Source organism: Streptomyces sp. NPDC050658, from assembly GCF_044457025.1.
Classification (GTDB): Bacteria; Actinomycetota; Actinomycetes; order Streptomycetales; family Streptomycetaceae; genus Streptomyces.
Genome location: NZ_JBITGM010000006.1, coordinates 488,284 through 513,591, shown reverse-complemented (window position 1 = coordinate 513,591; position 25,308 = coordinate 488,284). Strand labels below are relative to the sequence as shown.

General features: G+C 70.9%; 20 protein-coding genes and 1 pseudogene. 8 read left to right on the top strand and 13 right to left on the bottom strand.

What is annotated here, in order from left to right; genetic code table 11:
- Positions 1-216: 216 nt before the first annotated feature.
- From ACIBKX_RS23645 to bldG, 4 genes are all read right to left on the bottom strand, one after another.
- The gene (locus ACIBKX_RS23645) at positions 217-798 is read right to left on the bottom strand and encodes a small secreted protein (protein ID WP_363273756.1); all 582 of its coding nucleotides are present in this window, start codon (positions 796-798) and stop codon (positions 217-219) included.
- Between the two features lie 227 nt (positions 799-1,025).
- Positions 1,026-3,434 carry a sodium-translocating pyrophosphatase gene (locus ACIBKX_RS23640; RefSeq protein ID WP_363273758.1) on the bottom strand — a complete coding sequence of 803 codons (2,409 nt, stop codon included), beginning with the start codon at positions 3,432-3,434 and terminating at the stop codon, positions 1,026-1,028.
- Between the two features lie 324 nt (positions 3,435-3,758).
- A complete protein-coding gene (locus ACIBKX_RS23635) occupies positions 3,759-4,190 on the bottom strand; it encodes an ATP-binding protein (protein WP_363273759.1) in 432 nt (143 codons plus the stop codon).
- Positions 4,191-4,300: 110 nt separating this feature from the next.
- The gene (gene bldG / locus ACIBKX_RS23630) at positions 4,301-4,642 is read right to left on the bottom strand and encodes an anti-sigma factor antagonist BldG (RefSeq protein WP_003975386.1); all 342 of its coding nucleotides are present in this window, start codon (positions 4,640-4,642) and stop codon (positions 4,301-4,303) included.
- An 80-nt stretch (positions 4,643-4,722) separates the two neighbouring features.
- Here bldG and ACIBKX_RS23625 point away from each other — a divergent pair, with 80 nt between their 5' ends.
- A complete protein-coding gene (locus ACIBKX_RS23625) occupies positions 4,723-7,176 on the top strand; it encodes a DEAD/DEAH box helicase (RefSeq protein WP_363273760.1) in 2,454 nt (817 codons plus the stop codon).
- A gap of 99 nt (positions 7,177-7,275) precedes the next feature.
- Here ACIBKX_RS23625 and ACIBKX_RS23620 read toward each other — a convergent pair.
- From ACIBKX_RS23620 to ssd, 7 genes and pseudogenes are all read right to left on the bottom strand, one after another.
- Positions 7,276-7,491: pseudogene (locus ACIBKX_RS23620) on the bottom strand (Rv3654c family TadE-like protein); the annotation flags it as partial.
- Positions 7,492-7,595: 104 nt separating this feature from the next.
- Positions 7,596-8,024 carry a TadE family type IV pilus minor pilin gene (locus tag ACIBKX_RS23615; RefSeq protein WP_363273761.1) on the bottom strand — a complete coding sequence of 143 codons (429 nt, stop codon included), beginning with the start codon at positions 8,022-8,024 and terminating at the stop codon, positions 7,596-7,598.
- Positions 8,011-8,205, bottom strand: a complete 195-nt coding sequence (locus tag ACIBKX_RS23610; RefSeq protein ID WP_363273848.1) for a DUF4244 domain-containing protein — start codon at positions 8,203-8,205, stop codon at positions 8,011-8,013. The genes ACIBKX_RS23615 and ACIBKX_RS23610 overlap by 14 nt, the downstream gene beginning before the upstream one ends.
- 99 nt (positions 8,206-8,304) lie before the next feature.
- Positions 8,305-9,090: a type II secretion system F family protein gene (locus tag ACIBKX_RS23605; protein ID WP_363273763.1), complete on the bottom strand. Its 786-nt coding sequence runs from the start codon at positions 9,088-9,090 to the stop codon at positions 8,305-8,307.
- Complete coding sequence (locus ACIBKX_RS23600) at positions 9,087-9,953, bottom strand: type II secretion system F family protein (protein ID WP_363273764.1); 867 nt, start codon at positions 9,951-9,953, stop codon at positions 9,087-9,089. The genes ACIBKX_RS23605 and ACIBKX_RS23600 overlap by 4 nt, the downstream gene beginning before the upstream one ends.
- A complete protein-coding gene (locus ACIBKX_RS23595) occupies positions 9,950-11,110 on the bottom strand; it encodes a TadA family conjugal transfer-associated ATPase (protein ID WP_363273765.1) in 1,161 nt (386 codons plus the stop codon). Before ACIBKX_RS23595 ends, ACIBKX_RS23600 begins: the two co-directional genes overlap by 4 nt.
- Complete coding sequence (gene ssd / locus ACIBKX_RS23590) at positions 11,107-12,255, bottom strand: septum site-determining protein Ssd (RefSeq protein ID WP_363273766.1); 1,149 nt, start codon at positions 12,253-12,255, stop codon at positions 11,107-11,109. Before ssd ends, ACIBKX_RS23595 begins: the two co-directional genes overlap by 4 nt.
- A 521-nt stretch (positions 12,256-12,776) precedes the next feature.
- Here ssd and ACIBKX_RS23585 point away from each other — a divergent pair.
- Positions 12,777-13,616 carry an HAD-IB family hydrolase gene (locus tag ACIBKX_RS23585; protein WP_363273768.1) on the top strand — a complete coding sequence of 280 codons (840 nt, stop codon included), beginning with the start codon at positions 12,777-12,779 and terminating at the stop codon, positions 13,614-13,616.
- Between the two features lie 335 nt (positions 13,617-13,951).
- Here the strand turns inward: ACIBKX_RS23585 and ACIBKX_RS23580 are convergent, their stop codons facing one another.
- A complete protein-coding gene (locus tag ACIBKX_RS23580; RefSeq protein WP_363273769.1) occupies positions 13,952-14,806 on the bottom strand; it encodes an oxidoreductase in 855 nt (284 codons plus the stop codon).
- Between the two features lie 101 nt (positions 14,807-14,907).
- Between ACIBKX_RS23580 and ACIBKX_RS23575 the strand changes: the two genes are divergently transcribed.
- Positions 14,908-15,912 (top strand): ATP-binding protein, encoded by a 1,005-nt coding sequence (locus tag ACIBKX_RS23575; protein WP_363273771.1) that lies wholly within the window; start codon positions 14,908-14,910, stop codon positions 15,910-15,912.
- Here ACIBKX_RS23575 and ACIBKX_RS23570 read toward each other — a convergent pair.
- Positions 15,902-17,185, bottom strand: coding sequence for a hypothetical protein (locus ACIBKX_RS23570; protein WP_363273772.1), 1,284 nt, complete (start codon positions 17,183-17,185; stop codon positions 15,902-15,904). The two genes, ACIBKX_RS23575 and ACIBKX_RS23570, sit on opposite strands and share 11 nt — an antisense overlap.
- Before the next feature lie 410 nt (positions 17,186-17,595).
- On the opposite strand from ACIBKX_RS23570, the gene ACIBKX_RS23565 reads away from it, so the two are divergent.
- The 5 genes from ACIBKX_RS23565 to ACIBKX_RS23545 all read left to right on the top strand — a co-directional run bounded on the left by ACIBKX_RS23565 (position 17,596) and on the right by ACIBKX_RS23545 (position 25,263).
- Positions 17,596-19,971, top strand: a complete 2,376-nt coding sequence (locus ACIBKX_RS23565) for a bifunctional SulP family inorganic anion transporter/carbonic anhydrase (protein ID WP_399375952.1) — start codon at positions 17,596-17,598, stop codon at positions 19,969-19,971.
- A gap of 49 nt (positions 19,972-20,020) precedes the next feature.
- Positions 20,021-22,039 (top strand): acetate--CoA ligase, encoded by a 2,019-nt coding sequence (gene acs, locus ACIBKX_RS23560; protein WP_363273773.1) that lies wholly within the window; start codon positions 20,021-20,023, stop codon positions 22,037-22,039.
- Between the two features lie 257 nt (positions 22,040-22,296).
- A complete protein-coding gene (nhaA, locus tag ACIBKX_RS23555) occupies positions 22,297-23,694 on the top strand; it encodes a Na+/H+ antiporter NhaA (RefSeq protein WP_363273774.1) in 1,398 nt (465 codons plus the stop codon).
- Between the two features lie 127 nt (positions 23,695-23,821).
- A complete protein-coding gene (locus ACIBKX_RS23550; protein WP_363273775.1) occupies positions 23,822-24,319 on the top strand; it encodes a phage holin family protein in 498 nt (165 codons plus the stop codon).
- Positions 24,316-25,263, top strand: coding sequence for an alpha/beta hydrolase (locus ACIBKX_RS23545; protein WP_363273776.1), 948 nt, complete (start codon positions 24,316-24,318; stop codon positions 25,261-25,263). The genes ACIBKX_RS23550 and ACIBKX_RS23545 overlap by 4 nt, the downstream gene beginning before the upstream one ends.
- Positions 25,264-25,308: the final 45 nt, after the last annotated feature.

The window sequence follows — 25,308 nt, the reverse complement described above, 5'->3', positions numbered from 1 at the left end:
GGCGTTCCGCACGCCACCCCCACCCGACAACCCTCACCGCTGCGGGCAGGCGTTCCGCACGCCACCCCCACCCGACAGCCGCCACTGCTGTGGGCAGGCGTTCCGCAGGGCGGAACGGGTGGGCACAGCCCACAACGCGGGGTACCGATGGACACAACGCTGCCCCGGCGCCGGGAGGTCTCCCCCCAGCCCGGGGCAGCAAGGCACAAGGGGCAACTAGGACCCGGAAGGCGAAGCGGAAGCGCTCTTGCAGCTGTCCTGCTTGCTCATCGCCTTGCCGACCTCCCCCTCCTGCAACTTCTCCAGCGCCTCGTTCCCGCTCTTGCTCAGCTTGTCCAACTCCCCGGCGATCGACTTCAGCCCGTCCGCGAAGTCCGCCTGGTTCTTGGTGTCGAGCCCGTCGACCTTCTTCTTCAGGTCCCCGTACGACTTGGAGATCGCGTTCAGTTCCTTGACCGCGTCGTCCGTCTTCTTCTGACCACCGTCGACCGGCGGAGCCCCCGCGTCCTTCACCGCGGCGCCCATCGCCTTGTAGGCGTCGGACATGTCCTGGAACGCCTTGGAGTCGGTCTTCTGGACGTCCTCCGGCGAGCTGTTGTCCGAGGTCTCCTTCTGGATCGCGGCGTTGGCGTCAGCGATCTTCTTCGACTGCGGCTGTACCGAGTCACAGACGTCCTTGGCCCAGGAGTCCAGCTTCTCGTTCCCGTCGTCGCTGCAGCCCGACAGCGCCAGTACCAGTACCGCACCGCCGGACAGTGCGGCAGCAAGCTTCTTGTTCACCGGATTGGTCCCTTCCATGGCTCTCGGCCCCGGAACTTACACGCCAACTGGGCTACAACCGCATGCCAGGGGTCTGATACGACCCCTATTGAAGCCATTTGCACCACACGGACAGAGCGAGAGAAGGCTCACGACACAGGCGCACGGCACACACAACGGGCGGACGCCGCGTCAAGACGCGCCGTCCGCCCGTGTGTTGGGCAGAGTCTGACCCGGTGTCACGAGACACCGGTTCAGACCGAGTGTTACGAGACCACGGCGGGGTCGGCCGAATTCGCCACCCGCTCCTCGCCTCCGTTCTCCTCGTCGCCCACGGCGATGCCGCGCCGCTTGGAGACGTACACCGCGCCGATGATGACCAGGATGGCCAGCACCGCGATCAGTGCCCGCAACCCGGCGCTCGCGTCATCCCCGTAACTGAACTGGACGACTGCGGGCGCGATGAGCAGCGCCACCAGGTTCATCACCTTCAGGAGGGGGTTGATCGCCGGACCAGCGGTGTCCTTGAACGGGTCGCCGACGGTGTCACCGATGACCGTCGCGGCGTGGGCCTCGCTGCCCTTACCGCCGTGGTGACCGTCCTCGACGAGCTTCTTCGCGTTGTCCCACGCGCCACCGGAGTTGGCGAGGAAGACCGCCATCAGCGTGCCGGTGCCGATCGCGCCGGCCAGGAACGAGCCGAGCGCGCCGACGCCGAGCGAGAAGCCGACCGCGATCGGCGTGAGCACGGCGAGCAGACCCGGAGTGGCCAGTTCGCGCAGCGCGTCCTTGGTGCAGATGTCCACGACACGGCCGTACTCCGGTTCCTCGGAGTAGTCCATGATCCCGGGGTGGTCGCGGAACTGCCGACGCACCTCGTAGACCACCGATCCGGCCGACCGCGACACCGCGTTGATCGCGAGCCCCGAGAAGAGGAAGACGACCGCGGCGCCGAGGACCAGGCCCACCAGGTTGTTGGGCTGCGAGATGTCCATGACGAGGTTCATCGGAGCCCCGTCGCCCAGCTTCTCTCCCACGTCCTTGGCCGCTTCCGCGATGGCGTCCCGGTACGAGCCGAAGAGCGCCGCGGCGGCGAGCACCGCCGTGGCGATGGCGATTCCCTTGGTGATGGCCTTTGTCGTGTTCCCGACGGCGTCCAGGTCGGTCAGGACCTGCGCGCCCGCGCCCTCGACGTCGCCGGACATCTCGGCGATGCCCTGCGCGTTGTCGGAGACCGGACCGAAGGTGTCCATGGCGACGATCACGCCGACCGTGGTGAGCAGGCCCGTTCCGGCGAGCGCCACCGCGAACAGGGCGAGCATGATCGACGTACCGCCGAGCAGGAACGCCCCGTACACGCCGAGTCCGATCAACAGCGCGGTGTAGACGGCCGATTCGAGACCGATCGAGATGCCCGCGAGGACGACGGTGGCAGGACCGGTGAGCGAGGTCTTGCCGATGTCCCGGACGGGCCGCCGGTTGGTCTCGGTGAAGTAGCCGGTGAGCTGCTGGATCAGTGCGGCCAGCACGATGCCGATGGCCACGGCGACCACCGCGAGGATCCGCGGGTCTCCGTCGTGGCCCTTGATGGCCGCGTCCGTGACGCCGTCCAGCTTCGCGTACGAGGACGGGAGATAGACGAAGACGGCCGCCGCGACGAGCGCCAGCGAGATGAACGCGGAGATGAAGAAGCCGCGGTTGATGGCGCTCATGCCGCTGCGGTCGGAGCGCCTGGGCGCCACCGCGAAGATCCCGATCATCGCCGTCACGACGCCGATGGCCGGGACGATCAGCGGGAAGGCGAGTCCGGAGTCGCCGAACGCGACCTTGCCGAGGATCAGCGCGGCGACCAGGGTCACGGCGTACGACTCGAAGAGGTCGGCGGCCATGCCCGCACAGTCGCCGACGTTGTCGCCCACGTTGTCGGCGATGGTCGCGGCATTCCTCGGGTCGTCCTCCGGAATGCCCTGCTCGACCTTGCCGACCAGGTCGGCGCCGACGTCGGCGGCCTTGGTGAAGATGCCGCCGCCGACACGCATGAACATCGCGATCAGCGCGGCGCCGAGGCCGAATCCTTCGAGGACCTTCGGCGCGTCCGCGGCGTAGACGAGCACCACACAGGAGGCGCCCAGAAGACCGAGCCCCACCGTGAACATGCCGACAACGCCGCCCGTGCGGAAAGCGATCTTCATGGCCTTGTGCGATACGGCGGTGAGATCCTTTTCCGGTTCACCTTCCGCGGGAGTGGCCTCTCGGGCGGCGGCCGCGACGCGGACGTTGCTGCGTACGGCGAGCCACATGCCGATATAGCCGGTGGTCGCCGAGAACGCCGCTCCGATCAAGAAGAAGATCGATCGGCCGGCACGCTGATTCCAGTCGTCCGCGGGCAGCAGCATGAGCAGGAAGAACACCACGACGGCGAATACGCCGAGTGTGCGCAACTGCCGGCCCAGATAGGCATTGGCGCCCTCCTGGATCGCCTTCGCGATCTTCTTCATGCTGTCGGTGCCCTCGTCGGCCGCGAGCACCTGGCGCACGAGCACCCAGGCGACGACGAGAGCCGCGATCGCGACGGCCGCGATGACCATCACGATGAGGCGGTTGTCGTCGGTCAGAACCGCGGCTGCGAAGGTTGAGGGGTGGTCAAACTGATGAGGGGTAGAAAGCCCCGCCATTCGTCCTCCTTGACGCTTGGGCTGAGCTCAAGATGTGGACGGATTGTAGGGAGCGGAACCTGATCAAAACAGAGCACCGCAAACGGAATTGGCGAGAGATTGCTTCCCAGCAAATGATCGCGACTGAGGAATACCCCCGAAAGCGGTAATGCCCCAAAACCGTTGACAGGGGTGCGGCAAATGACCGTGGCAATATCACGGAGAAATGATCAGAGTGACGATCACGATAATGATCGGAGAGTAATGATCAGAGAAGTACGCAGCTGAGGGACCCGCGGCGGCAGGCCGGCGGAGTCAGGGCGTACGGAAGAGCCGCGCGCGGCGTCAGCGCAGCGTTGCCGGAGTCGTCGGCCAGGTCATGCGGATCAGACCGCCGGACTCGCCCGCGGTGACCTCCACGTCGTCCACGAGCCCGCTGATGACGGCCAGACCCATCTCGTCCTCGCCCTCGAGATCGTCCGGTTCGCCGCCCTGCGCGCCGGGCGCCCGGTCACCGGGGGCCGAACGGGGGGCCTCGTCGCCGACCTCGATGGAGAACTGCTTCTCGTCCTCGATCAGCGCGACCCGCACCGGCTCCGTCACGCCGTTGCTCTGATGCAGGCCGACCGCTCGCGTGCAGGCCTCGCCGACGGCGAGCCTGACCTCGTCGAGGACGGCCTCGTCCACCCCGGCCCTGCGCGCGACCGCCGCCGCCACGAGACGGGCGGTCCTGACGTGCTCGGGCAGCGCGCTGAAGCGGAGTTCGACGGTGGCCATGCATCCCCCTCGACATACGGGCGTGCTGTCAGGGGGCCGGGCCGAGGGCCCGGTCCCCTGCTGTTCTGCCGCCCCCGGCCGGCCTACGGCCGACCCGGGGCATCCGACGGTCAGTCGGTGGCCGCGACCGCTTCCTCGACCGAGGTGTGGATGGGGAACACCTTGGTCAGGCCGGTGATGCGGAAGATCTTCAGAATGCGCTCCTGGTTGCAGACCAGGCGCAGCGAGCCCTCATGGGCACGCACCCGCTTCAGGCCGCCGACCAGCACGCCGAGCCCGGTGGAGTCGAGGAAGTCCACGCCCTCCATGTCGACGACCAGGTGGAAACTGCCGTCGTTCACCAACTCGACCAACTGTTCGCGCAACTTGGGCGCGGTATAGACATCGATTTCGCCACCGACCTCGACGACCGTACGATCGCCGACGGTACGGGTCGACAGGGACAGGTCCACGGATCCTCCAGCACCTTGCTATCGAGCGGTCATCCCTCGGGACACCTCGGCAGAGCCCCCAGGACGGATCGCCAGCCGCGATGGCATTCAATCACTTACCGGCAGGCGTGCACGACGCCTTGGGACCATTGTCCATCCCGCCAGTGACACACTCGGTGCCGATGGCCAACATTTCCCCTCCCGGAGGGCCCGCCACGGGCACCCCGGAACGCACGTCTCCCCGGACGGTCCTCGACCGGCTCACCGCGGGACCGAGCCGTGCTGCGCGCGTCACTCATACGGAGCACTTGCCCCCGCGCGAGGCCCGCTATGCCGTCTGGCCCGATCGCATCCGCCCCGAGGTCATCGCCGCGGTCCAGGCAGCGGGCATCGAGCACCCCTGGGCCCACCAGGCGCAAGCCGCCGAGCACGCCCTGGACGGCGATTCGGTCGTCGTCGCCACCGGCACCGCGTCGGGAAAGTCACTCGCCTATCTCACCCCCGTCCTCTCGGCCCTGCTCGACGGCTCCGAGGCCCCCAACGGCCGCGGCACGACCGCCCTCTACCTGGCCCCGACCAAAGCTCTGGCGGCCGACCAGCGCCGCGCCGTCCGCGAGCTCGCGGCGCCGCTGGGCAACGCGATCCGCCCCGCCGTGTACGACGGCGACACCCCGGTCGAAGAACGCGAATGGGTACGTCAGTACGCCAATTACGTCCTGACCAACCCCGACATGCTGCACCGCGGGATACTCCCCTCCCACCCCCGCTGGTCCTCCTTCCTGCGCTCCCTGCGCTACGTCGTCATCGACGAGTGCCACACCTACCGCGGCGTCTTCGGCTCCCACGTCGCCCAGGTCCTGCGCCGCCTGCGCCGCCTCTGCGCCCGCTACGGCTCCGAGCCCGTCTTCCTCCTCGCCTCCGCCACCTCCGCCGATCCGGCCGTCGCCGCCGAGCGTCTGATCGGCCGCCCCGTCCGGGAGGTCGCCGACGACGCCTCGCCCCGCGGCGATCTCGTCTTCGCGCTCTGGGAGCCCCCGCTCACCGAACTCCACGGCGAAAAGGGCGCCCCCGTCCGCCGTACCGCCACCGCCGAGACGGCCGACCTGCTCACCGACCTGACCGTCCAGGGCGTCCGCTCGGTCGCCTTCGTACGGTCCCGGCGCGGCGCCGAGCTGATCTCGGTGATCGCCCAGGAACGCCTCTCCGAGGTCGACCGCTCCCTCGCCCGCCGCGTCGCCGCCTACCGGGGCGGCTATCTCCCCGAGGAACGCCGCGCCCTGGAACGGGCCCTGCACTCCGGCGAACTCCTCGGCCTCGCGGCCACCACCGCCCTCGAACTCGGCGTCGACGTCTCGGGATTGGACGCCGTCGTCATCGCCGGCTATCCGGGCACGCGCGCCTCGCTCTGGCAGCAGGCGGGCCGCGCGGGACGCTCCGGGCAGGGGGCCCTGGCGGTGTTGGTCGCCCGCGACGATCCGCTGGACACCTATCTCGTGCACCACCCCGAAGCGCTGTTCCAGCAGCCCGTCGAGTCCACCGTCCTCGACCCCGACAATCCGTACGTCCTCGCGCCCCACCTCTGCGCGGCCGCCTCGGAACTGCCTTTGGTCGACGAGGATTTGGCCCTGTTCGGCCCCGCCGCCGAGGAACTGCTCCCGCAGCTGGAGGCCGCGAAGCTGCTGCGCCGCCGCACCAAGGCCTGGCACTGGACGCGCCGGGAGCGGGCCGCCGACCTCACCGACATCCGCGGCGAGGGCGGCAGCCCCGTCCAGATCGTCGAGGAAGGGACCGGCAGGCTGCTCGGCACCGTCGACGCCTCCGCCGCGCACACCGCCGTGCACGAGGGCGCGGTCCACCTGCATCAAGGGCGTACGTATCTGGTGCGCCGACTCGACCTGGAGGACTCGGTGGCCCTGATCGAGCAGGCCGAGCCGCCGTACTCCACTACCGCCCGCGACACCACCGCCATCTCCGTACTGGAGACGGACGTCGAGATCCCGTGGGGCGACGGCCGGCTCTGCTACGGCTCCGTCGAGGTCACCAATCAGGTCGTCTCCTTCCTGCGCCGCAAGCTGATCACCGGCGAGGTCCTCGGCGAGACCAAGCTGGACCTGCCGCCCCGCACCCTGCGGACGCGTGCGGTGTGGTGGACGGTCACCGAGGACCAGCTGGACGCCGCCCGGATCAACCCGGAGATCCTCGGCGGCGCCCTGCACGCCGCCGAGCACGCGTCGATCGGCATGCTCCCGCTCTTCGCCACCTGCGACCGCTGGGACATCGGCGGCGTCTCCGTGCCGCTGCATCCGGACACGCTCCTGCCCACCGTGTTCGTCTACGACGGCCACCCCGGCGGCGCGGGCTTCGCCGAGCGGGCCTTCCACACGGCCCGCGAGTGGCTGACCGCCACCCGGCAGGCCATCGCCTCCTGCGAGTGCGACGCGGGCTGCCCGTCCTGCATCCAGTCCCCGAAGTGCGGCAACGGCAACGACCCCCTCCACAAACGCGGCGCCGTCCGCCTCCTGTCGGTCCTCCTCAAGGACGCGCCGACCCACTGACGCCGCCGGCGCCCACGGACCCGGAGCGACCGGTCCCGCGGGCCCCGCCCGCGACCTGACCTCCGCCACGAACGGCCCGAACTCCGCGGCCGCCGTTACGTCCGAGATCTCCCCCTCCACCGCACAGCGCACGATCCGCGTCCCCTGCGCCTCGGCCACCCGCGCGGCGCGCGCACAGGCCCCGGAGCGCCCCTCCATCCAGTGGTCGGCCGCCGCGAGCGCCGCCAAGTCGGCCGCGCCGCCCGCCCGATGACGGGCGACGACCACCTGCCCCATGGCGAGAACCGCACCGCAGATCACACACAGCACAGCCATCACGACGACGACCCATACGGTGGCCGCACCCCGGTCCGATGCGGATGCGGATGCGCCACCCGAATCCGGGTCGGACCGGGAGTCCTTCACAGCACCCCCGCCCGTCACGTCCCCACCCCCGCCGTCTCCCCCACCGTCTCCTCGGCCAACGCCACCGCCTCCGCGCGAAGCCGCAGCCCGAGCCCCAGCGCCTCCGGCCCCGGCGATTCGGCCACGACCTCCACCCGGACCAGGTCGCCGTCCCTCCGCACCGCGACCTGCGCACCGCGCGGTGCCGCCTGCCGTGCCGCCGCCACGGCCGCGCTCTCGGGGTCCTGCCTGGCCATCGCACGGGCACCGGCCCGCGCCGCGTCCACGCACTGGATCTGCGCGGACGCGGTCAGCAGCGCCCAGACCAGCGCCATCGTGAACAGCACCAGCGTCGGCAGCACCACGGCCGCCTCGGCGGTCACGAAACCCCGGTCCCGCCCCCGGCCCCGCCCCCGCCCCCGCTCCCAGGGACGCCCGCGCGGCTCTCCCTCAGAACTGGACATCGAGCGCCTTCTCCACGACCGCCTGCAGCGCCGCCCTGACCTGCCCGCTCGTCACCACCTTGTAGAGCAGTCCGGCGAACCCCACCGCCGCGATCAGCCCCATCGCGTACTCAGAAGTGACCATCCCCGCGTCCCCACGCGCCCGGCGTCGCAGCGCCCGCGCACACAGCTGTCCCCACATCTCAACCCCCATGAAAGTCACGCCAGTTCAAGTTCAAGAAACCCGTCGCCAGCCCAAACAGCCGGGCCGCACCCAGCCACCGCTCAACCGCACAGCCGCTCAGCCGCCGCTCAGCAACCCCTCCGCGAGCCCGATCACCACCGGCAGCACCCCCACCGCGATGAACGCGGGCAGGAAGCACAGCCCCACCGGTGCCGTCATCAGCACGCCCGCCCGGCGTGCGGCCGCCGTCGCCGCTCGGGCCCGGTCCGCCCGGCAGTCCGCGGCCAGCCGCGCCACCGGTTCCGCCGCCGGAGCCCCCGACTCGCCCGCCCGCTCAAGGAGCCGGGCCAGCGGTCCCGCTCCCGGTATCGTGCCCAATCTCCGCCAGGCATCGGCCGGTTCACTCCCGAGCCGCATCTCCGCCGCCCCGTGTGCCAGGCGCTCGCCGACCGGCCCCTCCAGCGCCTCTCCCACGGCTCGCGCCGCCACCACAGGCCCGGCACCCGCAGCGACGCAGGCCGCCAGCAGATCGGCCGCAAGCGGCAGTTGCCGCGAAGCCTCGGCGGCATCGAATCCCGGATCACCGGCAGCGGCCCGCCCGCGCCACCACCGCAGCACCCCGCACCCGGCGCCCACCCCCAGCAGCACTCCCGGAACCCCGCCCACCAAGGCCCACCCGGCGCTCACCGCACCGGCCGCCGCCAGCCACCCGCGCACGTCGTCCCGCATCCACGGTGGCCGCCCCCGCGCCCGGCCCTCGGCGGACCGCTCCCCAAGCACCGCGGCCGCCCGGCACCGCGCAGCCCGTTCACGCCGCGCAGCCAGCGCCGCCGACACCAGCCACAGCGCGCCCACGACGCCCCACAGGACCAGGTCCCACTGGGTGAAGACCAGGCTGCTCATCGCTCCTCCGCCCCTCGTACGATCCGCAGCGCCCACCACACGCCCGCGCCCTCCAACGCGCCGCCCACCGCCAGGCACCCGAGCCCCGCCCCCGTGTGCAGCAGCACCCGCAGCGGCTGTGCGCCGAGTGCGCTGCCCATGAGCAGCCCGAGCACCGGCAGCCCGGCGAGCATCACCGCCGTCGACCGCGCCCCCGCCAACTGCGCCCGCAGCTCAGCGCGTTGCTCCCGCTCCGACCGCAGCGCGCCCTCCAGCCGCTCAAGGCCGACCGCGAGTCCGGCGCCCCGGTCCACGGCCACCCGCCAGCAGGCCGCGAGCCCCAACAGGCCCTGGCCCCCCGGCTCCCGCGCCGCCCCCTCCAGCGCACCGGGCACGTCCCCGCCGAACCGCGCCGCCGCGAGCACCGCGGCCCGCGCCTCGCCGAGACCGACGCCACCCCCGGATTCCCCGGCCGCGAGCCGCAGCGCGTCCCCCGGCTGCCGCCCCGCCCGCACCTCCCCCGCGAGCGTCCCGCACAGCGCGATCACCTCGGCGGCCCGCCGGTCCGCCCCGATCCGCGCCTCCCGGGCCCGCCGCACGCGCCGTATCAACGGCACCCCCGCCGCGCCCAGGACCAGCGGCACCAAGGACTCCCCGAGGAGCGCCACGGCCGACCCGCCCGCCAGGCACCACCACTCGTGCCGCACCCGCGTGCCCACCACGGCCGCCGCCCGCCACGCCACCGTCCCCGCCACGGCATCGCCGCCCGCGAGGACCTTCCTCGCCCGCCGCAGCGCCCGGTCCCGCCCGGCCGCAAGCCAGGCCGCCGCGCCCGCGCACAGAGCCGCCGCCCAGACCGGTGCGGCCGTCCACCCCGTGCTCACGCCGCACCTCCCAGGAGTCCGTCGAGCCGCTGCCAGCCGCGCTCGCGGACGAAGGACTTCGCGCCCCACCGCAGCGCCGGCACCGTCACCACCAGGCCCGAAGCGTCCCGCTCCAGGACGTGCACCTCGGCGATCCGCCGCCGCCCCGCCCGGTCCCGCACGAGATGGAGCACCACGGAGAGCGCGGCCGCCAACTGGCTGTGCAGGGCGGCCCGGTCGAGCCCCGCGGCCGTCCCCAGCGCCTCCAGACGGGCGGGCACGTCCCCCGCCGCGTTCGCGTGCACCGTGCCGCAGCCGCCCTCGTGCCCCGTGTTCAACGCGGCCAGCAGATGGACCACCTCCGCGCCCCGCACCTCGCCCACGACGAGCCGGTCGGGCCGCATCCGCAGGGCTTGGCGCACCAGGTCGTCCAGACCCACCCGCCCGCTGCCCTCCTGATTCGGCGGTCTGGCCTCCAGGCGCACCACATGAGGGTGCTCGGGGCGCAGCTCCGCCGAGTCCTCGGCGAGCACGATCCGCTCCCCCGGCCCGACCAGACCGAGCAGCGCGCTCAGCAAGGTCGTCTTCCCTGAGCCCGTCCCACCGCTGATCAGATACGAGAGCCGGGCGTCCAGCAGCGCCCGCAGCACCCGGTCCCCGCCCGGCGGCACCGTCCCCGCCGCGACCAGCTCGGCGAGGGTGAAGGCCCGTGGCCGTACGACCCGCAGGGAGAGGCAGGTCGTCCCGACGGCGACCGGTGGCAGCACCGCGTGGAGGCGGGTGCCGTCCGGGAGGCGGGCGTCCACCCAGGGCCTCGCGTCGTCCAGGCGCCGCCCCGCCACGGAGGCGAGCCGCTGTGCGAGCCGCCGCACCGCCGTCGCGTCCGGGAAGGACACGGCGGTCAGCTCCAGGCCGCCGCCCCGGTCCACCCAGACCCGGTCGGGGGCGGACACCAGAACATCGGTCACCGAGGCGTCCGCGAGCAGCGGCTCCAGCGGTCCCGCGCCCACCAGCTCCGAGCGCAACTGCTGTGCTGCGCCGAGGAGTTCCGCGTCCCCGAGCACCCGGCCCTGCGCCCGCAGCGCCTCGGCGACGCGGGCGGGGGTCGGCTCGGTGCCGCTCTCGGCGAGCCACTGGCGTACTCCGTCCAGCATCCTGGCCCCGACGACCGCGCTCATGAGGCACCTCCGGTGGCGTCGACCGGGACGCGCTCCCAGAAGGCCGTACAGAACCGCGCGAGCGGCCCCCGAGCGACACCTCCGGGCGGCATTCCGCCCGCCTGCGCCGCCAAGATCCCTGCCTCCACGGGGAGTTCCCCGACGAGCGGCAGTCCGATCAGCCGCGCGACCTCCTCCGCGTCGAAGCAGCCGAGGCCACCGAAGCCGCCGAGGCCGCCGCCACCGGCCGGCCCTGCACGCCCGCCGACCACCACCCGCAGATCCCGCAGCACCATCCCCGCCGCCGACGCGACCCGCCGGGCGCCCGCCACCGCGCGCAGTTCCGCCGGCACCACGAGCAGCCCGAGGTCCATCTGGGCCAGCGCCTCTGCCACCCCTTCGTCCACCCGGCGGGGCAGATCCACGACCACCACGCCGCCCCGGCGGCGGGCCGCCGCGATCACCGCCCGCATGGCCTCCGGGGGAATGACCACCGTGTCGCCCCGGTCCCAGCTGAGGACCCGCAGGGAGTGCAGCTCGGGCAGCGACTCCTCCAGGGCTCCGCCACCGACACGCCCCCTGGACTGCGCGAACGCGGGCCAGCGCAGCCCGTCCGCCGATTCGCCGCCCAGCAGTACGTCGAGTCCGCCGCCCAGCGGGTCGGCGTCGATGAGCATCGTGCGCCGCCCGGCGCGGGCCGCCGTGACGGCGAGGGCGCAGGCGAGCGTCGAGGCTCCCGCGCCGCCGCTGCCGCCGATCACCCCCACGGTGAGCGCGGGCCGCCCCACGCCCTCGGCCACGTCGGCGATGCGGTCGACGAGCCAGCGCTCGCCGTCGGGCAGGACCAGGACATGGTCGGCGCCGATCTCCACCGCCCGCTGCCAGACCCCCGAGTCGTCCTGGTCCCGGCCGATCAGCACGACCCCGCGTCTGCGCGCGGCTCCTCTCACCCGGTCCACCGCGTCGTCCCCGACCAGGACGAGCGGGGCGGCGTCCCAGCCGCCGCCGCGCTCGGGCACGCCGTGCCGCACCTCCGGCCGGGCGCCGGCGGCGGCGCACAGCCGCAGCAGGTCGTCCAGCAGGTCCACGTCCTCCGTCACGATCAGCGGTCCGCTCTGCCGTCCGCCGGACGGCGGCGGCCTGTCGTCCGTAATCACTCCAGCCACGATCTCCGGCCCCCTCTCACTCCAAGCCCCGTGAATGCCGCGTTCCACATCGGCGAAGAACCGGCCAAAGCAATCCGGCCATGAACTTCGTGCGCAGAACGAGCGGAATCAGCGTGCAGCGATCCCGGATTTCGTGTGGATCTTGGTCAATAACTGTGGACAAGACGTGGGCTGTGAATATCCCCTTCACCCATACCGGTGACATCCCGACGACTTTCCACAGAGCAGCCCAGCAACTACGCACAGTGACGGATCTTGGGCATGCCGAAGGACCGCCGAGACGGCGGCCAAGTGACCTCAGGTGATCGGATCAGGGTCGTACGAGCCCGGGAAAACCCATCCGGACATGCGACGACCCCCGCCGGGGGGGAGAGCGGGGGTCGTCCCCACGGTCCGACTCGGGGGGGGAGGAGCCAGACCGGGTTAGCACGGTCGCGAACGATCCGTGACTTCCATGGTGTACCCGAGAGCCTTCTCAGGCAAACCCACGCGCCTCACCTTACGCCGAATGGTGGGCGCCTATGCTCGGGCTCGTGGAAAACCACTCCTTGCCTCGCACAGCCGCCTTCTTTGACCTGGACAAGACGGTCATTGCGAAGTCGAGCACGTTCACCTTCAGCAAGTCGTTCTACCAAGGCGGCCTGATCAACCGCAGGGCGGTACTCCGGACCGCATACGCACACTTCGTCTTCCTGGCCGGCGGCGCCGATCACGACCAGATGGAGCGGATGCGCCAGTACCTGTCCGCGCTCTGCCGCGGATGGAACGTACAGCAGGTGAAGGAGATCGTCGCCGAGACGCTGCACGACCTGATCGACCCGATCATCTATGACGAGGCCGCCTCCCTCATCGAGGAGCACCACACGGCCGGACGGGACGTCGTCATCGTCTCTACCTCGGGCGCAGAGGTCGTCGAGCCGATCGGGGAGCTCCTCGGCGCGGACCGGGTGGTCGCCACCCGAATGGCCGTGGGCGAGGACGGCTGCTTCACGGGCGAGGTGGAGTACTACGCGTACGGCCCCACCAAGGCGGCCGCCATCAAGGAGCTCGCGGTCTCCGAGGGATACGACCTGGACCGCTGCCACGCCTACAGCGACTCGGCGACCGACCTTCCGATGCTGGAGTCCGTCGGGCATCCGCACGCCGTCAATCCGGACCGGACGCTGCGCCGCGAGGCCGTCGCGCGCGGGTGGCCGATTCTCGACTTCCACCGCCCGGTGCGGCTCAAGGAGCGGCGGGCCACGCCGTCCCGGCCCGCGCTCGTCGCGGTGGCGGCGGTGGGCGCCGCGGCGGCCACCGCGGGCCTGGTGTGGCTGGTCAGCAGGCGTCGGGCGGCCCGCGCCCGATTCACCCTTGTTTGAACCTAAAAGTAAAGAAGTAGGGCCAGGACTTCCGCTTACCCCAGGACAGGAGTACAAAGGAGTCAACGGCCCGCGAGACCAAGGACATCCGAGAGGATTACCTTTAAACGCAACCAAGGCCCCACGGACCGAAGCATGAACACCGAGCACCCACGCGACGTCGACCCGTCGATTACGGGCCAGCCGCACCAGGTGACGGGCAATGTTCCCGACCTGATGGGCAACCTTCGAGGACGCTTGGTAACACGGTGAACATGCCAGCGGCGGTACGAGTCCTCGTACCGCCGCAACCCTGTGCGGGGACCTTTTAGGCCGCGCCGCTTAAGCCGCGCCGCTTAAGCCGCGCCGCGCTGCAGCGCCTCGCAGACCGCCGTCGACTCCCTGACGCCCAGCTCGACCGCCCGCCCGCAGTGTGCGATCCAGGCGGCCATCCCCTCCGGAGTGCCGGAGGCATAGCCCTCGAGCGCCGCCACGTACGCCGCCCGGCCCTGCTCGGCGTGCCCCGCCTCCGCCGGGCAGATGGACTTCGGGTCGAGCCCGCTGCCCACCAGAACGATGCGCTCGGCGGCGCGCGCGACCAGGCCGTTGTTCGAGCCGAAGGGGCGCAGGCTGAGCAGCTCGCCGTGCACCACGGCCGCCGTCACCAGGGCCGGCGCGGAGCTGCCCGCGATGATCAGCTGGGAGAGGCCCTCCAGGCGTCCGGCCACCTCGTCGGCGTCCGGCACCGGCAGCTCGACCAGCGGCTCGTCGACCGGCTCGCCCGCGAGGCGCGGCCGTCCCGCGGCCTCGTCCGCCTCGGCGGCGGCGACCAGGTGCAGCCGGGCGAGCACCCGCAGCGGCGACTGCCGCCAGATGGACAGGAGTTGACCCGCCTCGGCGGTCAGCCGCAGGGCCGCGCCCATCGTCCGGGCGTCGCCGTCGCCGCTGAAGTCGCTGCGCCGGCGTACCTCTTCGAGCGCCCACTCGGCACCGGAGAGCGCCGCGGAGCCGCGTGCGCCGCGCAGGGCCGCCTCGGACGTGACCTCGTTGCTGCGGCGTCGCATGATCCGGTGGCCGTAGACGCGGTCCACGGCCTTGCGCACGGAATCCACGGAATCGCTCACTCCGGGGAGTGCGGCCAGGGTGGCGATGGGGTCTCCCCTGCTCGAGCTATGTCGAGAGCTTGGGGAAGGATCAGCTGTCGTACTCATGAGTACGACCCTACGCACACCGCACGCTCCCCCCACGAAGGAGTGGTCTTCTTCACGCCGAATGGATACGTCGGGTGATCATCCGGCTACCCTTGGTGAACATGAAGATCGCTTTCGTAGGGAAGGGCGGCAGCGGCAAGACGACGCTGTCCTCGCTCTTCGTCCGCCACCTCGCCGCCACCGGCGCCCCGGTCCTCGCGGTGGACGCCGACATCAACCAGCACCTGGGCCCCGCCCTCGGCCTCGACGAGGCGGACGCCGCGGAACTGCCCGCCATGGGGGCTCGGCTTCCGCTCATCAAGGACTATCTGCGCGGCTCCAACCCGCGGATCGCCTCCACGGAGACGATGATCAAGACCACGCCACCGGGTGAGGGTTCGCGGCTGCTGCGGGTGCGCGAGGACAACCCGGTGTACGACGCGTGCGCGAGGACGGTGGAACTCGACGACGCCGCCGTGCGTTTGATGGTCACCGGGCCGTTCACCGAAGCCGACCTCGGTGTCGCCTGCTACCACTCCAAGACGGGGGCGGTGGAGCTGTGTCTGAACCATCTGGTCGACGGACGCGACGAGTACGCGGTCGTCGACATGACCGCCGGTTCGGACTCCTTCGCCTCCGGCATGTTCACCCGCTTCGACATGACGTTCCTGGTCGCCGAGCCCACCCGCAAGGGCGTCTCCGTCTACCGCCAGTACAAGGAGTACGCACGGGACTTCGGCGTCGCCCTCCGGGTCGTGGGCAACAAGGTGCAGGGCCAGGACGACATCGACTTCCTGCGTGAGCAGGTGGGCGACGACCTCCTGGTGACGGTCGGCCACTCGGACTGGGTGCGCGCCATGGAGAAGGGCCGCCCGCCCCGCTTCGAACTCCTCGAAGAGGCCAACAGCCTTGCGCTGCGGGCCCTTCAGGCGGCCGTGGACGCCACGTACGCGCATCGGGACTGGGAGCGCTACACCCGCCAGATGGTCCACTTCCACCTGAAGAACGCCCAGAGCTGGGGCAATGAACGCACGGGGGCCGATCTGGCTGCCCAGGTCGACCCCGACTTCGTGCTGCGGGAGCGTTTCGCCGACGGGGTGAACTCCCCGGCGGGCGTTACGGCTTGACCGCCGGGGCGCCCGGTACGCCCTTGGGGGCCGGGGCCGGCTGGGCGGAGAGGTACGACGTCCAGCCGCCCTTCGGCGCCGTGCCGACCGGCAGCTTCGTGAGTCGCGCCAGGGTCTTCGGGTCCTGGGCGTCGAGCCAGTCGGCGAGTTGGCGGAAGGAGACGCAGCGCACCTCGGGCTTGGTGCAGACGGACTCGACCGTCTCCTCGATGGCGCGCATGTATGTGCCGCCGTTCCAGGACTCGAAGTGGTTGCCGATGATCAGCGGCGCGCGGTTGCCCTTGTAGGCGCGGGCGAAGCCCTGGAGCAGGCCGTCGCGCATCTGGTCGCCCCAGTACTCGTGCTTGTCCGGGTCACCCTGGGACGTCGTACCCGACTGGTTCACCATGAAGTTGTAGTCCATGGTGAGCGTCTCGAACTTCCGGCCGGGGACCGGGACCAGCTGCATCGACAGGTCCCAGAGGCCTTCCTTCTTCTTGGGCCACAGCTGGTTGTTGACGCCGCTGGTGTCGTAGCGGAAGCCGAGTTCGCGGGCCGCCCGCATGAAGTTCTTCTGCCCCTCGAGGCAGGGCGTGCGGGCGCCGATCAGCTCCTTGTCGTAGTCGAAGGGCAGCGGCTGGGCGCCCTTCATGCCCGTGTTGGTCTTCCAGGCCTTCACGAAGGACTTGGCCTGGCCGATCTCGGACTTCCAGTCGGCGACCGACCACTGGCCCACGCCGCCGCTCGTACCGCAGAAGTGGCCGTTGAAGTGCGTGCCGACCTCGTTGCCCTCCAGCCAGGCGCCGCGGAGCTGCTCCACGGTGTCCTTGATTCCCTTGCGGTCGTTGAAGCCGATGTCCGAGCTGCCGGACAGGTGCTGCGGCGGCTTGTAGAGCTTCCGCTTCTCCTCGGGGAGCATGTATACGCCGCTGAGGAAGTACGTCATCGTCGCGTTGTTCCGCTTGGCGACCTTCCGGAAGTGCGAGAACAGCTTCTGACCGTCCTCACCCGCGCCGTCCCAGGAGAAGACCACGAACTGCGGTGGTTTCTGGCCCGGTTTGAGGCGCGCCGGTCTCGGCAGGTTCGGCTGGCGTCCGGTGAACGCGGTGGAACCGTCACCGATCATGCGGACCGCGCTCTTGGGCGCGGGGGCGGCGGGGGCCGCCTTGCCGGGGCCGTGCGCGCCCTTCTTGGCGGGGGCGTCCTCGGTCGCGCAGCCGGCCAGTGCCGCGACGCACGCCGCGAGGGCGGTGATGCCCGCGGCGATCCGCTGGATCCTCTGGGTGGCGGCCATCTTCCGCCCACCTTCTTCCTTCGAGTCGGCTCGGAATCGGAGCAGGGGTCGTCGCTGAAGGCATTGCGGGGCAACCAGCTCGAAATGCCGAAACCACAGGAAACACCGATAGCACCGAAAAGACAGGCAACACCGGCAACACCGACGACGACGTCAACGTCGCACCGGGGGCACGGGAGACGGGGTCCGACAAGCCGACGAATAGCTTTATTCACTCTCCGGGGTGATTCGATGACCCATTTGCCCTATTTATCCATCCCGGACCTTTACCCTCCATTACGATTCATTTACCGAGAGTTGAGATATCCCGCCGCTGCAACGCCGTGACCCACGGCCGCGACCCGCCCTCCGGAGACCGCCGGAGGGCCCCTTGTCCCGCGACCGCGCTGCCCCGGAGGAGACGGGAAACGATGACCGCTTATGTCCCCACGCACGCCACCGACTCGACCCACGCATCACGCGCCCACGAGCCACACGGCCCGCCGGACGGCAAGTCCCCCCGGCCCCCCCGATTCCGCGGGCTCCGCGGATTCCGCATCGCCGGCGCCGATCTGTCCGCATCGATCGCCGTCTTCCTGATCGCCCTGCCGCTCTCCCTCGGCATCGCGCTCGCCACCGGAGCACCGCTCCAGGCCGGGCTCGTCGCCGCCGCCGTCGGCGGCATCGTCGCCGGACGGATCGGCGGATCGCCGCTCCAGGTGAGCGGCCCCGCGGCCGGCCTCACGGTCGTCACCGCCGACCTCATCCAGCGCTACGGCTGGCGCGCCACCTGTGCCATCACCGTCCTCGCCGGGATCGTCCAACTCGGCCTCGGCTGCCTGCGGGTGGCCCGCTCGGCGCTCGCCGTCAGCCCCGCCGTCGTACACGGCATGCTCGCCGGCATCGGCGTCACCATCGCCGTCGCCCAGCTGCACATCGTGCTCGGCGGCACCCCGCAGAGCTCCGTGCCCGACAACCTCCGCGCGCTGCCCGCCCAGTTGGCCGACCTGCACCCGGCCGACCTGTCGATCAGCCTGCTGACCCTGGCGATCCTGCTCGCCTGGCCGCGGATCCCCGGCCGCCCGGGGCGGGTTCTGCGCATCGTCCCCGCCCCGCTCGTCGCGGTGGCCGGCGCCACGCTCTGCGCCGGTGTCACCGGGCTCACCCTCGCCAAGGTCGACCTGCCGTCGTGGCGCAGCCACGCGCTGGCCGGGCTGCCGGAAGGGCCTGTGCTCGGGATCGTCGCCGCCGTGCTCACCACCACGCTGGTGTGCAGCGTGCAGTCGCTGCTCGGGGCGGTCGCCGTCGACAAGCTCACCTCCCGGCGGGCCGCCGGGCAGTCCCGCGTCGGCCGCTCCGACCTCGACCGCGAGCTGCTCGGCCAGGGCGCGGCCAACGTGATGTCCGGGGCGCTCGGCGGACTGCCGGTCGCCGGGGTCGCGGTGCGCAGCGTGGCCAATGTGCGGGCCGGCGCCGTCAGCAGGAACTCCACGATGCTGCACGGCGTTTGGGTAGTAGTGGCCGCCCTGCTCCTGGTCCCCCTCCTGGAGCTGATCCCGCTCGCCGCGCTCGCCGCCCTGGTGATGGCCGTCGGCATCCAGATGGTGAGCCTGAACCACATCCGTACGATCACCCGCCACCGCGAGATCCTCGTCTACACGATCACGACACTCGGCGTGGTCCTCCTGGGCGTACTCGAAGGCGTGGCGCTCGGCGTCGCCGTCGCCGTGGCCGTCGCGCTGCACCGCCTCGCCCGCACCCGGATCACGCACGCCGAGGAGGACGGGGTCCACCACGTCCGGGTGCGCGGGCAGTTGACCTTCCTCGCGGTGCCCCGGCTCAGCCGGGCACTGCATCTCGTGCCCCAAGGGGGCGCCACCATCGTCGAGTTGGACGGATCATTCATGGACCACGCCGCGTACGAGGCACTGCAGTGCTGGCAGGACGCACACACCGCGCAGGGCGGCACCGTCGAGATGACCGGCCGCGCGGGGACGCGGATCGCCGAGCCCGCGAGCACCTCGCACTCCTGCTGCAGGCCCTGGACGGCCTGGCGCAACCACCACTGCGACCGCCCCCAGGAGACCTCGCCCGGCGCGCGCCCCAGCGGGCATCAACTGGCCAGCGGAATCAGCGCGTTCCAGCGGAACACGGCGCCTCATGTGCGGGGCGAGCTGGCCCGTCTCGCACGCGAGGGGCAGAGCCCATCGCAGCTCTTCCTGACCTGCGCGGACTCCCGGCTCGTCACATCGATGATCACGTCGAGCGGCCCCGGCGACCTCTTCGTCGTACGCAATGTCGGCAATCTGGTGCCGCTGCCGGGCGCCGAGAGCGGGGACGACTCGGTGGCCGCGGCGATCGAGTACGCCGTGGACGTGCTGCAGGTGCGGTCCATCACCGTGTGCGGGCACTCCGGCTGCGGGGCGATGCAGGCGCTGCTCAACACGCCGCCGGGAGGCGCCCAGACGCCCCTGCGGCGCTGGCTGCGGCACGGCGTACCGAGCCTGGAGCGGATGGCCGCGCACGAGGACGACAAGGCCTGGGCCAGGCTCGCCGGGCGGGCGCCCGCCGACGCGGTGGAGCAGCTCTGCCTGACCAATGTGGTGCAGCAGTTGGAGCATCTGCGCGGCCATGAGTCGGTGGCGCGGAGGATGGCCGAAGGGGCCCTTGAACTGCACGGGATGTACTTCCACGTCGGTGAGGCACAGGCATATCTGCTGACGGAGAGGCAGGACGAGGTCTTCGACCGGGTGACACCGGCTCCGGAGGAACCGGAGGAGGAAGCACCGGCAGGAGTAAAGGTCTAAACCAATTTTCGGCAGGCTCTTGTCACCGGGGGTATCCGTCTGATGAGCTGTGGCTTGGGACACAACGGACACCCTGGGAATGGGAGATGTCGTGAGCAACGAAAGCCTGGCCAACCTTCTTAAAGAAGAGCGAAGGTTCGCGCCGCCGGCCGACCTGGCGGCCAACGCCAACGTCACCGCGGAGGCGTACGAACAGGCCAAGGCTGACAGGCTCGGCTTCTGGGCCGAGCAGGCCCGCCGGCTGACCTGGGCCACCGAACCGACCGAGACGCTCGACTGGTCGAACCCTCCGTTCGCGAAGTGGTTCGCCGACGGCAAGCTCAACGTCGCGTACAACTGCGTGGACCGCCATGTGGAGGCCGGGAACGGCGACCGCGTGGCGATCCACTTCGAGGGTGAGCCCGGCGACAGCCGGGCCATCACCTACGCCGAGCTGAAGGACGAGGTCAGCCGCGCCGCCAACGCACTGACCGAGCTGGGTGTCCGGCAGGGCGACCGGGTCGCCGTCTATCTGCCGATGATCCCCGAGGCCGTCATCTCGATGCTGGCCTGCGCCCGCATCGGCGCCGCGCACTCAGTGGTCTTCGGCGGCTTCTCCGCCGACGCCATCGCCACCCGCGTGAAGGACGCCGACGCCAAGGTCGTCATCACCTCCGACGGCGGCTACCGCCGGGGCAAGCCCGCCGCCCTGAAGCCGGCCGTCGACGACGCCGTCTCGCGCGAGGGCAGCTCCGTGGAGCACGTCCTCGTCGTCCGCCGCACCGGCCAGTCCCTCGAAGAGGCAGGGGGTACCTGGACCGAGGGCCGCGACCTGTGGTGGCACGAGCTCACCGAGCGCCAGTCCACCGAGCACACGCCTCAGGCGTTCGACGCCGAGAACCCGCTCTTCATCCTCTACACGTCGGGTACGACAGGTAAGCCGAAGGGCATCCTGCACACCTCCGGCGGTTACCTCACGCAGGCCGCGTACACCCACCACGCCGTCTTCGACCTCAAGCCGGAGACCGACGTCTACTGGTGCACGGCCGACATCGGCTGGGTCACCGGGCACTCGTACATCACGTACGGCCCGCTGGCCAACGGCGCGACGCAGGTCATGTACGAGGGCACGCCCGACACCCCCCACCAGGGGCGCTTCTGGGAGATCGTCCAGAAGTACGGCGTGACCATCCTCTACACCGCGCCCACCGCCATTCGTACGTTCATGAAGTGGGGCGACGACATCCCCGCGAAGTTCGACCTGAGCAGCCTGCGGGTGCTCGGGTCGGTCGGTGAGCCGATCAACCCCGAGGCGTGGGTCTGGTACCGGAAGAACATCGGCGCCGACAAGTGCCCGATCGTGGACACCTGGTGGCAGACCGAGACCGGCGCGATGATGATCTCGCCGCTGCCGGGCGTCACCGAGACCAAGCCGGGCAGCGCCCAGCGCGCGCTCCCCGGAATCTCCGCGACCGTCGTCGACGACGAGGCGCGGGAAGTTCCGGACGGCGGTGGCGGCTATCTCGTCCTGACCGAGCCGTGGCCGTCGATGCTGCGCACCATCTGGGGCGACGACCAGCGGTTCATCGACACGTACTGGTCGCGCTTCGAGGGCAAGTACTTCGCCGGTGACGGTGCCAAGAAGGACGAGGACGGCGACATCTGGCTGCTCGGCCGGGTGGACGACGTGATGCTCGTGTCCGGGCACAACATCTCCACCACCGAGGTCGAGTCGGCGCTCGTCTCGCACCCCGCCGTCGCCGAGGCGGCGGTCGTGGGCGCGGCCGACGAGACGACCGGCCAGGCGATCGTGGCCTTCGTGATCCTGCGGGGCACGGCGAACGCCGAGGACGACGGGCTCGTCGCGGACCTGCGGGGCCACGTGGGCGCGACGCTCGGCCCGATCGCCAAGCCGAAGCGCATCCTGCCGGTCGCGGAGCTGCCGAAGACCCGCTCCGGGAAGATCATGCGGCGACTCCTGCGCGATGTCGCGGAGAACCGGGAGCTGGGTGATGTCACCACGCTGACGGACTCCTCCGTGATGGACCTGATCCAGACGAAGCTGCCGGCGGCGCCGAGCGAGGACTAGCTCTTCGGGGCACCTGCACAAGCGAGGACTAGCCCTTCGGGCACCTGCGCAGACGTACGCGAGAGGGGCACTCGGCACCGCGCCGGGTGCCCCTCTTGTGCATAAAGTGAAGATCACCGGATACGTCCGGCCGCATGTTAGGTAAGCTAAGGATCGCGTAAGCAACACGACAACAACGCGACAAGAAATACCTAGGTGCGCCGGGAAGTCTGGTCGGCATGTGATTCGTCCTGCCTACCGACCGGAGGTCGACCCCCGTGGCCGCGCCCGCACCCAGCAACAACCGCAAGGTCCTCGGACGGCTCTCGCTGCCCGAGCGGAACTTCGTCGCGAACGCGCTGCGCGCCGAGACCGTCGGCGGTGTCCTCCTCCTCGTCGCCGCCGTCACCGCCCTGATCTGGGCGAACACGGCAGGCGGGTCGTACAGGTCGGTGAGCGGCTTCCACATAGGCCCCGGCTCGCTCGGGCTCGACCTCTCCATTCAGCACTGGGCGGCCGACGGACTGCTCGCCGTCTTCTTCTTCGTCGCCGGCATCGAACTCAAGCGTGAGCTGGTCGCCGGCGATCTGCGCGACCCCAAGGCCGCCGCGCTGCCCGTCGTCGCCGCGCTCTGCGGCATGGCCGTGCCCGCCCTCGTCTACTTCGTGACCAACACGGTCGGCGGCGGCTCCATGGACGGCTGGGCGGTGCCGACCGCCACGGACATCGCCTTCGCGCTCGCCGTCCTCGCGGTCATCGGCACCTCGCTGCCGTCCGCGCTGCGCGCCTTCCTGCTGACCCTCGCCGTCGTCGACGACCTCTTCGCGATCCTGATCATCGCGGTCTTCTTCACCAGCGACCTCAACTTCGCGGCCCTCGGCGGCGCGGTCCTCGGGCTCGCGGTCTTCTGGCTGCTGCTGCGCAAGGGCGTACGCGGCTGGTACGTCTATGTTCCGCTGGCCCTGGTCACCTGGGGCCTGATGTACAACAGCGGCATCCACGCCACCATCGCCGGTGTCGCGATGGGCCTGATGCTGCGCTGCACCCGCCGCGAGGACGAGGAGCACTCGCCGGGCGAGCACATCGAGCACCTGGTGCGGCCCCTCTCCGCGGGCCTCGCCGTGCCGCTGTTCGCGCTGTTCAGCGCCGGTGTCGCGGTCTCGGGCGGTGCGCTCGCCGACGTATTCACCAAGCCGGAGACGCTCGGTGTGGTGCTCGGTCTCGTCGTCGGAAAGGCCGTCGGCATCTTCGGCGGCACCTGGCTCGCGGCGCGGTTCACCAAGGCCGAGCTCAACGACGACCTGGCCTGGCCGGACGTCTTCGCGGTCGCCTCGCTAGCCGGCATCGGCTTCACGGTCTCGCTGCTCATCGGAGAGCTCGCCTTCACCGAGGACCCGCTGCTCACCGACGAGATCAAGGCCGCCGTCCTGATGGGCTCGCTCATCGCGGCCGTGCTCTCCGGGATCCTGCTCAAGGTGCGCAACGCGAAGTACCGGGCGATGGTCGACGACGAGGAGCGGGACGAGGACCTCGACGGCATCCCCGACATCTATGAGCAGGAGAAGCCCGAGTACCACCTGCGGATGGCCGCGATCTACGAGAAGAAGGCCGCCGAACACCGCAGGCTTGCCGAAGTGTCGGGCGGGGCACGCGTCGATGACGAGGGTCCGGCATGATCTGAGCAGACTTAGCTGCGCAGACCAATCTGCGCAGACTTGGCTGAGCAGTCATATCCGAACAGTCGTATCCGAACAGACGTATCCGAGCAGGCTTATGCAGGCCTACGGAAAAGGGGAGTACGCGATGAGCGCACCCGACGGGCCCGTCGGCACCGAGCGCAGCCTCGGGCAGCTGGTCTCCGCCGCGACCAGCGAGATGTCGGCGCTGGTGCACGACGAGATCGCGCTGGCCAAGGCCCAGCTGCGGCAGGACGTCAAGCGGGGTGCGGTCGGCGGTGCCGCGTTCGCCGCGGCCGGTGCCGTGCTGATCTTCTCGCTGCCGATGCTGAGCTTCGCCCTCGCCTACGGCATCCGTACCTGGAGCGGCTGGAACATGGCCATCTGCTTCGTGCTGTCGTTCGCGGCGAACGTGCTGGTCGCGGTCGTGCTCGCGCTGATCGGCGTCATCTTCGCGAAGAAGGCCAAGAAGGGCCGCGGCCCGCAGAAGGCCGCCGCTTCGGCCAAGGAGACGGCTGCCGTACTGGGGAACGTCAAGCCGCATCCCCGCGCGGTGAGCCCGTCGGGTGCTCCCGAGCTCCCTGTCGGTGACAAGGCTCCGGCTGTGGCACGCTCGTCTTCATGACGGACCCCGCTCAGCCCGCCCCCCTTTCGGCCCAGCCGACCTCGGTCGTACGTATCGAAGGTCCCTGGACGCACCGTGATGTCGCCGCCAACGGCGCGCGCTTCCACATCGCCGAGCTGGGTGACGGGCCGCTGGTGCTGCTCCTTCACGGCTTCCCGCAGTTCTGGTGGACCTGGCGGCACCAGCTGGTGGCGCTCGCCGACGCGGGCTTCCGCGCGGTCGCGATGGACCTGCGGGGCGTGGGCGGCAGCGACCGTACGCCGCGCGGCTACGACCCGGCGAACCTCGCGCTCGACATCACGGGCGTCGTGCGGTCGCTCGGCGAGCCGGACGCCGCGCTCGTCGGGCACGACCTGGGCGGGTATCTCGCGTGGACGGCGGCCGTGATGCGGCCCAAGCTGGTGCGCCGGCTCGCCGTCTCCTCGATGCCGCATCCGCGGCGCTGGCGCTCGGCGATGCTGTCGGACCGCAGGCAGACCGCCGCCGGTTCGTACGTCTGGGGCTTCCAGCGGCCGTGGCTGCCGGAGCGTCAACTGGTCGCGGACGACGGGGCGCTGGTGGGCCGCCTGGTCCGCGACTGGTCGGGGCCGCGGCTGCCGGACGACGAGACGGTGGAGACGTACCAGCGGGCGATGACCATCCCCTCGACGGCGCACTGCTCCATCGAGCCGTACCGCTGGATGGTGCGGTCGATGGCCCGCCCGGACGGCATCCAGTTCAACCGGCGCATGAAGCGGCCGGTGCGGGTCCCCACGCTGCACCTCCACGGCTCGCTCGACCCCGTGATGCGTACGAGGAGCGCGGCGGGCTCCGGCGAATACGTCGAAGCGCCGTACCGCTGGCGCCTGTTCGACGGCCTGGGGCACTTTCCGCACGAAGAAGACCCTGTTGCTTTCTCGACCGAGCTGGTCAACTGGTTGAAGGATCCCGAGCCGGATCGGTAGGCCTCCGGGGCCCGGAACGGCGGAGTGGGGAACACCCGTCCTTCG

What these genes read in the sequence shown, in the direction of transcription:
- ACIBKX_RS23645 (WP_363273756.1), bottom strand. Translation starts at nt 798, where the DNA reads ATGGAAGGGACCAATCCGGTGAACAAGAAGCTTGCTGCCGCACTGTCC.
- ACIBKX_RS23640 (WP_363273758.1), bottom strand. Translation starts at nt 3,434, where the DNA reads ATGGCGGGGCTTTCTACCCCTCATCAGTTTGACCACCCCTCAACCTTC.
- ACIBKX_RS23635 (WP_363273759.1), bottom strand. Translation starts at nt 4,190, where the DNA reads ATGGCCACCGTCGAACTCCGCTTCAGCGCGCTGCCCGAGCACGTCAGG.
- ACIBKX_RS23625 (WP_363273760.1), top strand. Translation starts at nt 4,723, where the DNA reads ATGGCATTCAATCACTTACCGGCAGGCGTGCACGACGCCTTGGGACCA.
- ACIBKX_RS23615 (WP_363273761.1), bottom strand. Translation starts at nt 8,024, where the DNA reads ATGTCCAGTTCTGAGGGAGAGCCGCGCGGGCGTCCCTGGGAGCGGGGG.
- ACIBKX_RS23610 (WP_363273848.1), bottom strand. Translation starts at nt 8,205, where the DNA reads ATGTGGGGACAGCTGTGTGCGCGGGCGCTGCGACGCCGGGCGCGTGGG.
- ACIBKX_RS23605 (WP_363273763.1), bottom strand. Translation starts at nt 9,090, where the DNA reads ATGAGCAGCCTGGTCTTCACCCAGTGGGACCTGGTCCTGTGGGGCGTC.
- ACIBKX_RS23595 (WP_363273765.1), bottom strand. Translation starts at nt 11,110, where the DNA reads ATGAGCGCGGTCGTCGGGGCCAGGATGCTGGACGGAGTACGCCAGTGG.
- ACIBKX_RS23585 (WP_363273768.1), top strand. Translation starts at nt 12,777, where the DNA reads ATGCTCGGGCTCGTGGAAAACCACTCCTTGCCTCGCACAGCCGCCTTC.
- ACIBKX_RS23580 (WP_363273769.1), bottom strand. Translation starts at nt 14,806, where the DNA reads ATGAGTACGACAGCTGATCCTTCCCCAAGCTCTCGACATAGCTCGAGC.
- ACIBKX_RS23575 (WP_363273771.1), top strand. Translation starts at nt 14,908, where the DNA reads ATGAAGATCGCTTTCGTAGGGAAGGGCGGCAGCGGCAAGACGACGCTG.
- ACIBKX_RS23570 (WP_363273772.1), bottom strand. Translation starts at nt 17,185, where the DNA reads ATGGCCGCCACCCAGAGGATCCAGCGGATCGCCGCGGGCATCACCGCC.
- ACIBKX_RS23565 (WP_399375952.1), top strand. Translation starts at nt 17,596, where the DNA reads ATGACCGCTTATGTCCCCACGCACGCCACCGACTCGACCCACGCATCA.
- ACIBKX_RS23550 (WP_363273775.1), top strand. Translation starts at nt 23,822, where the DNA reads ATGAGCGCACCCGACGGGCCCGTCGGCACCGAGCGCAGCCTCGGGCAG.
- ACIBKX_RS23545 (WP_363273776.1), top strand. Translation starts at nt 24,316, where the DNA reads ATGACGGACCCCGCTCAGCCCGCCCCCCTTTCGGCCCAGCCGACCTCG.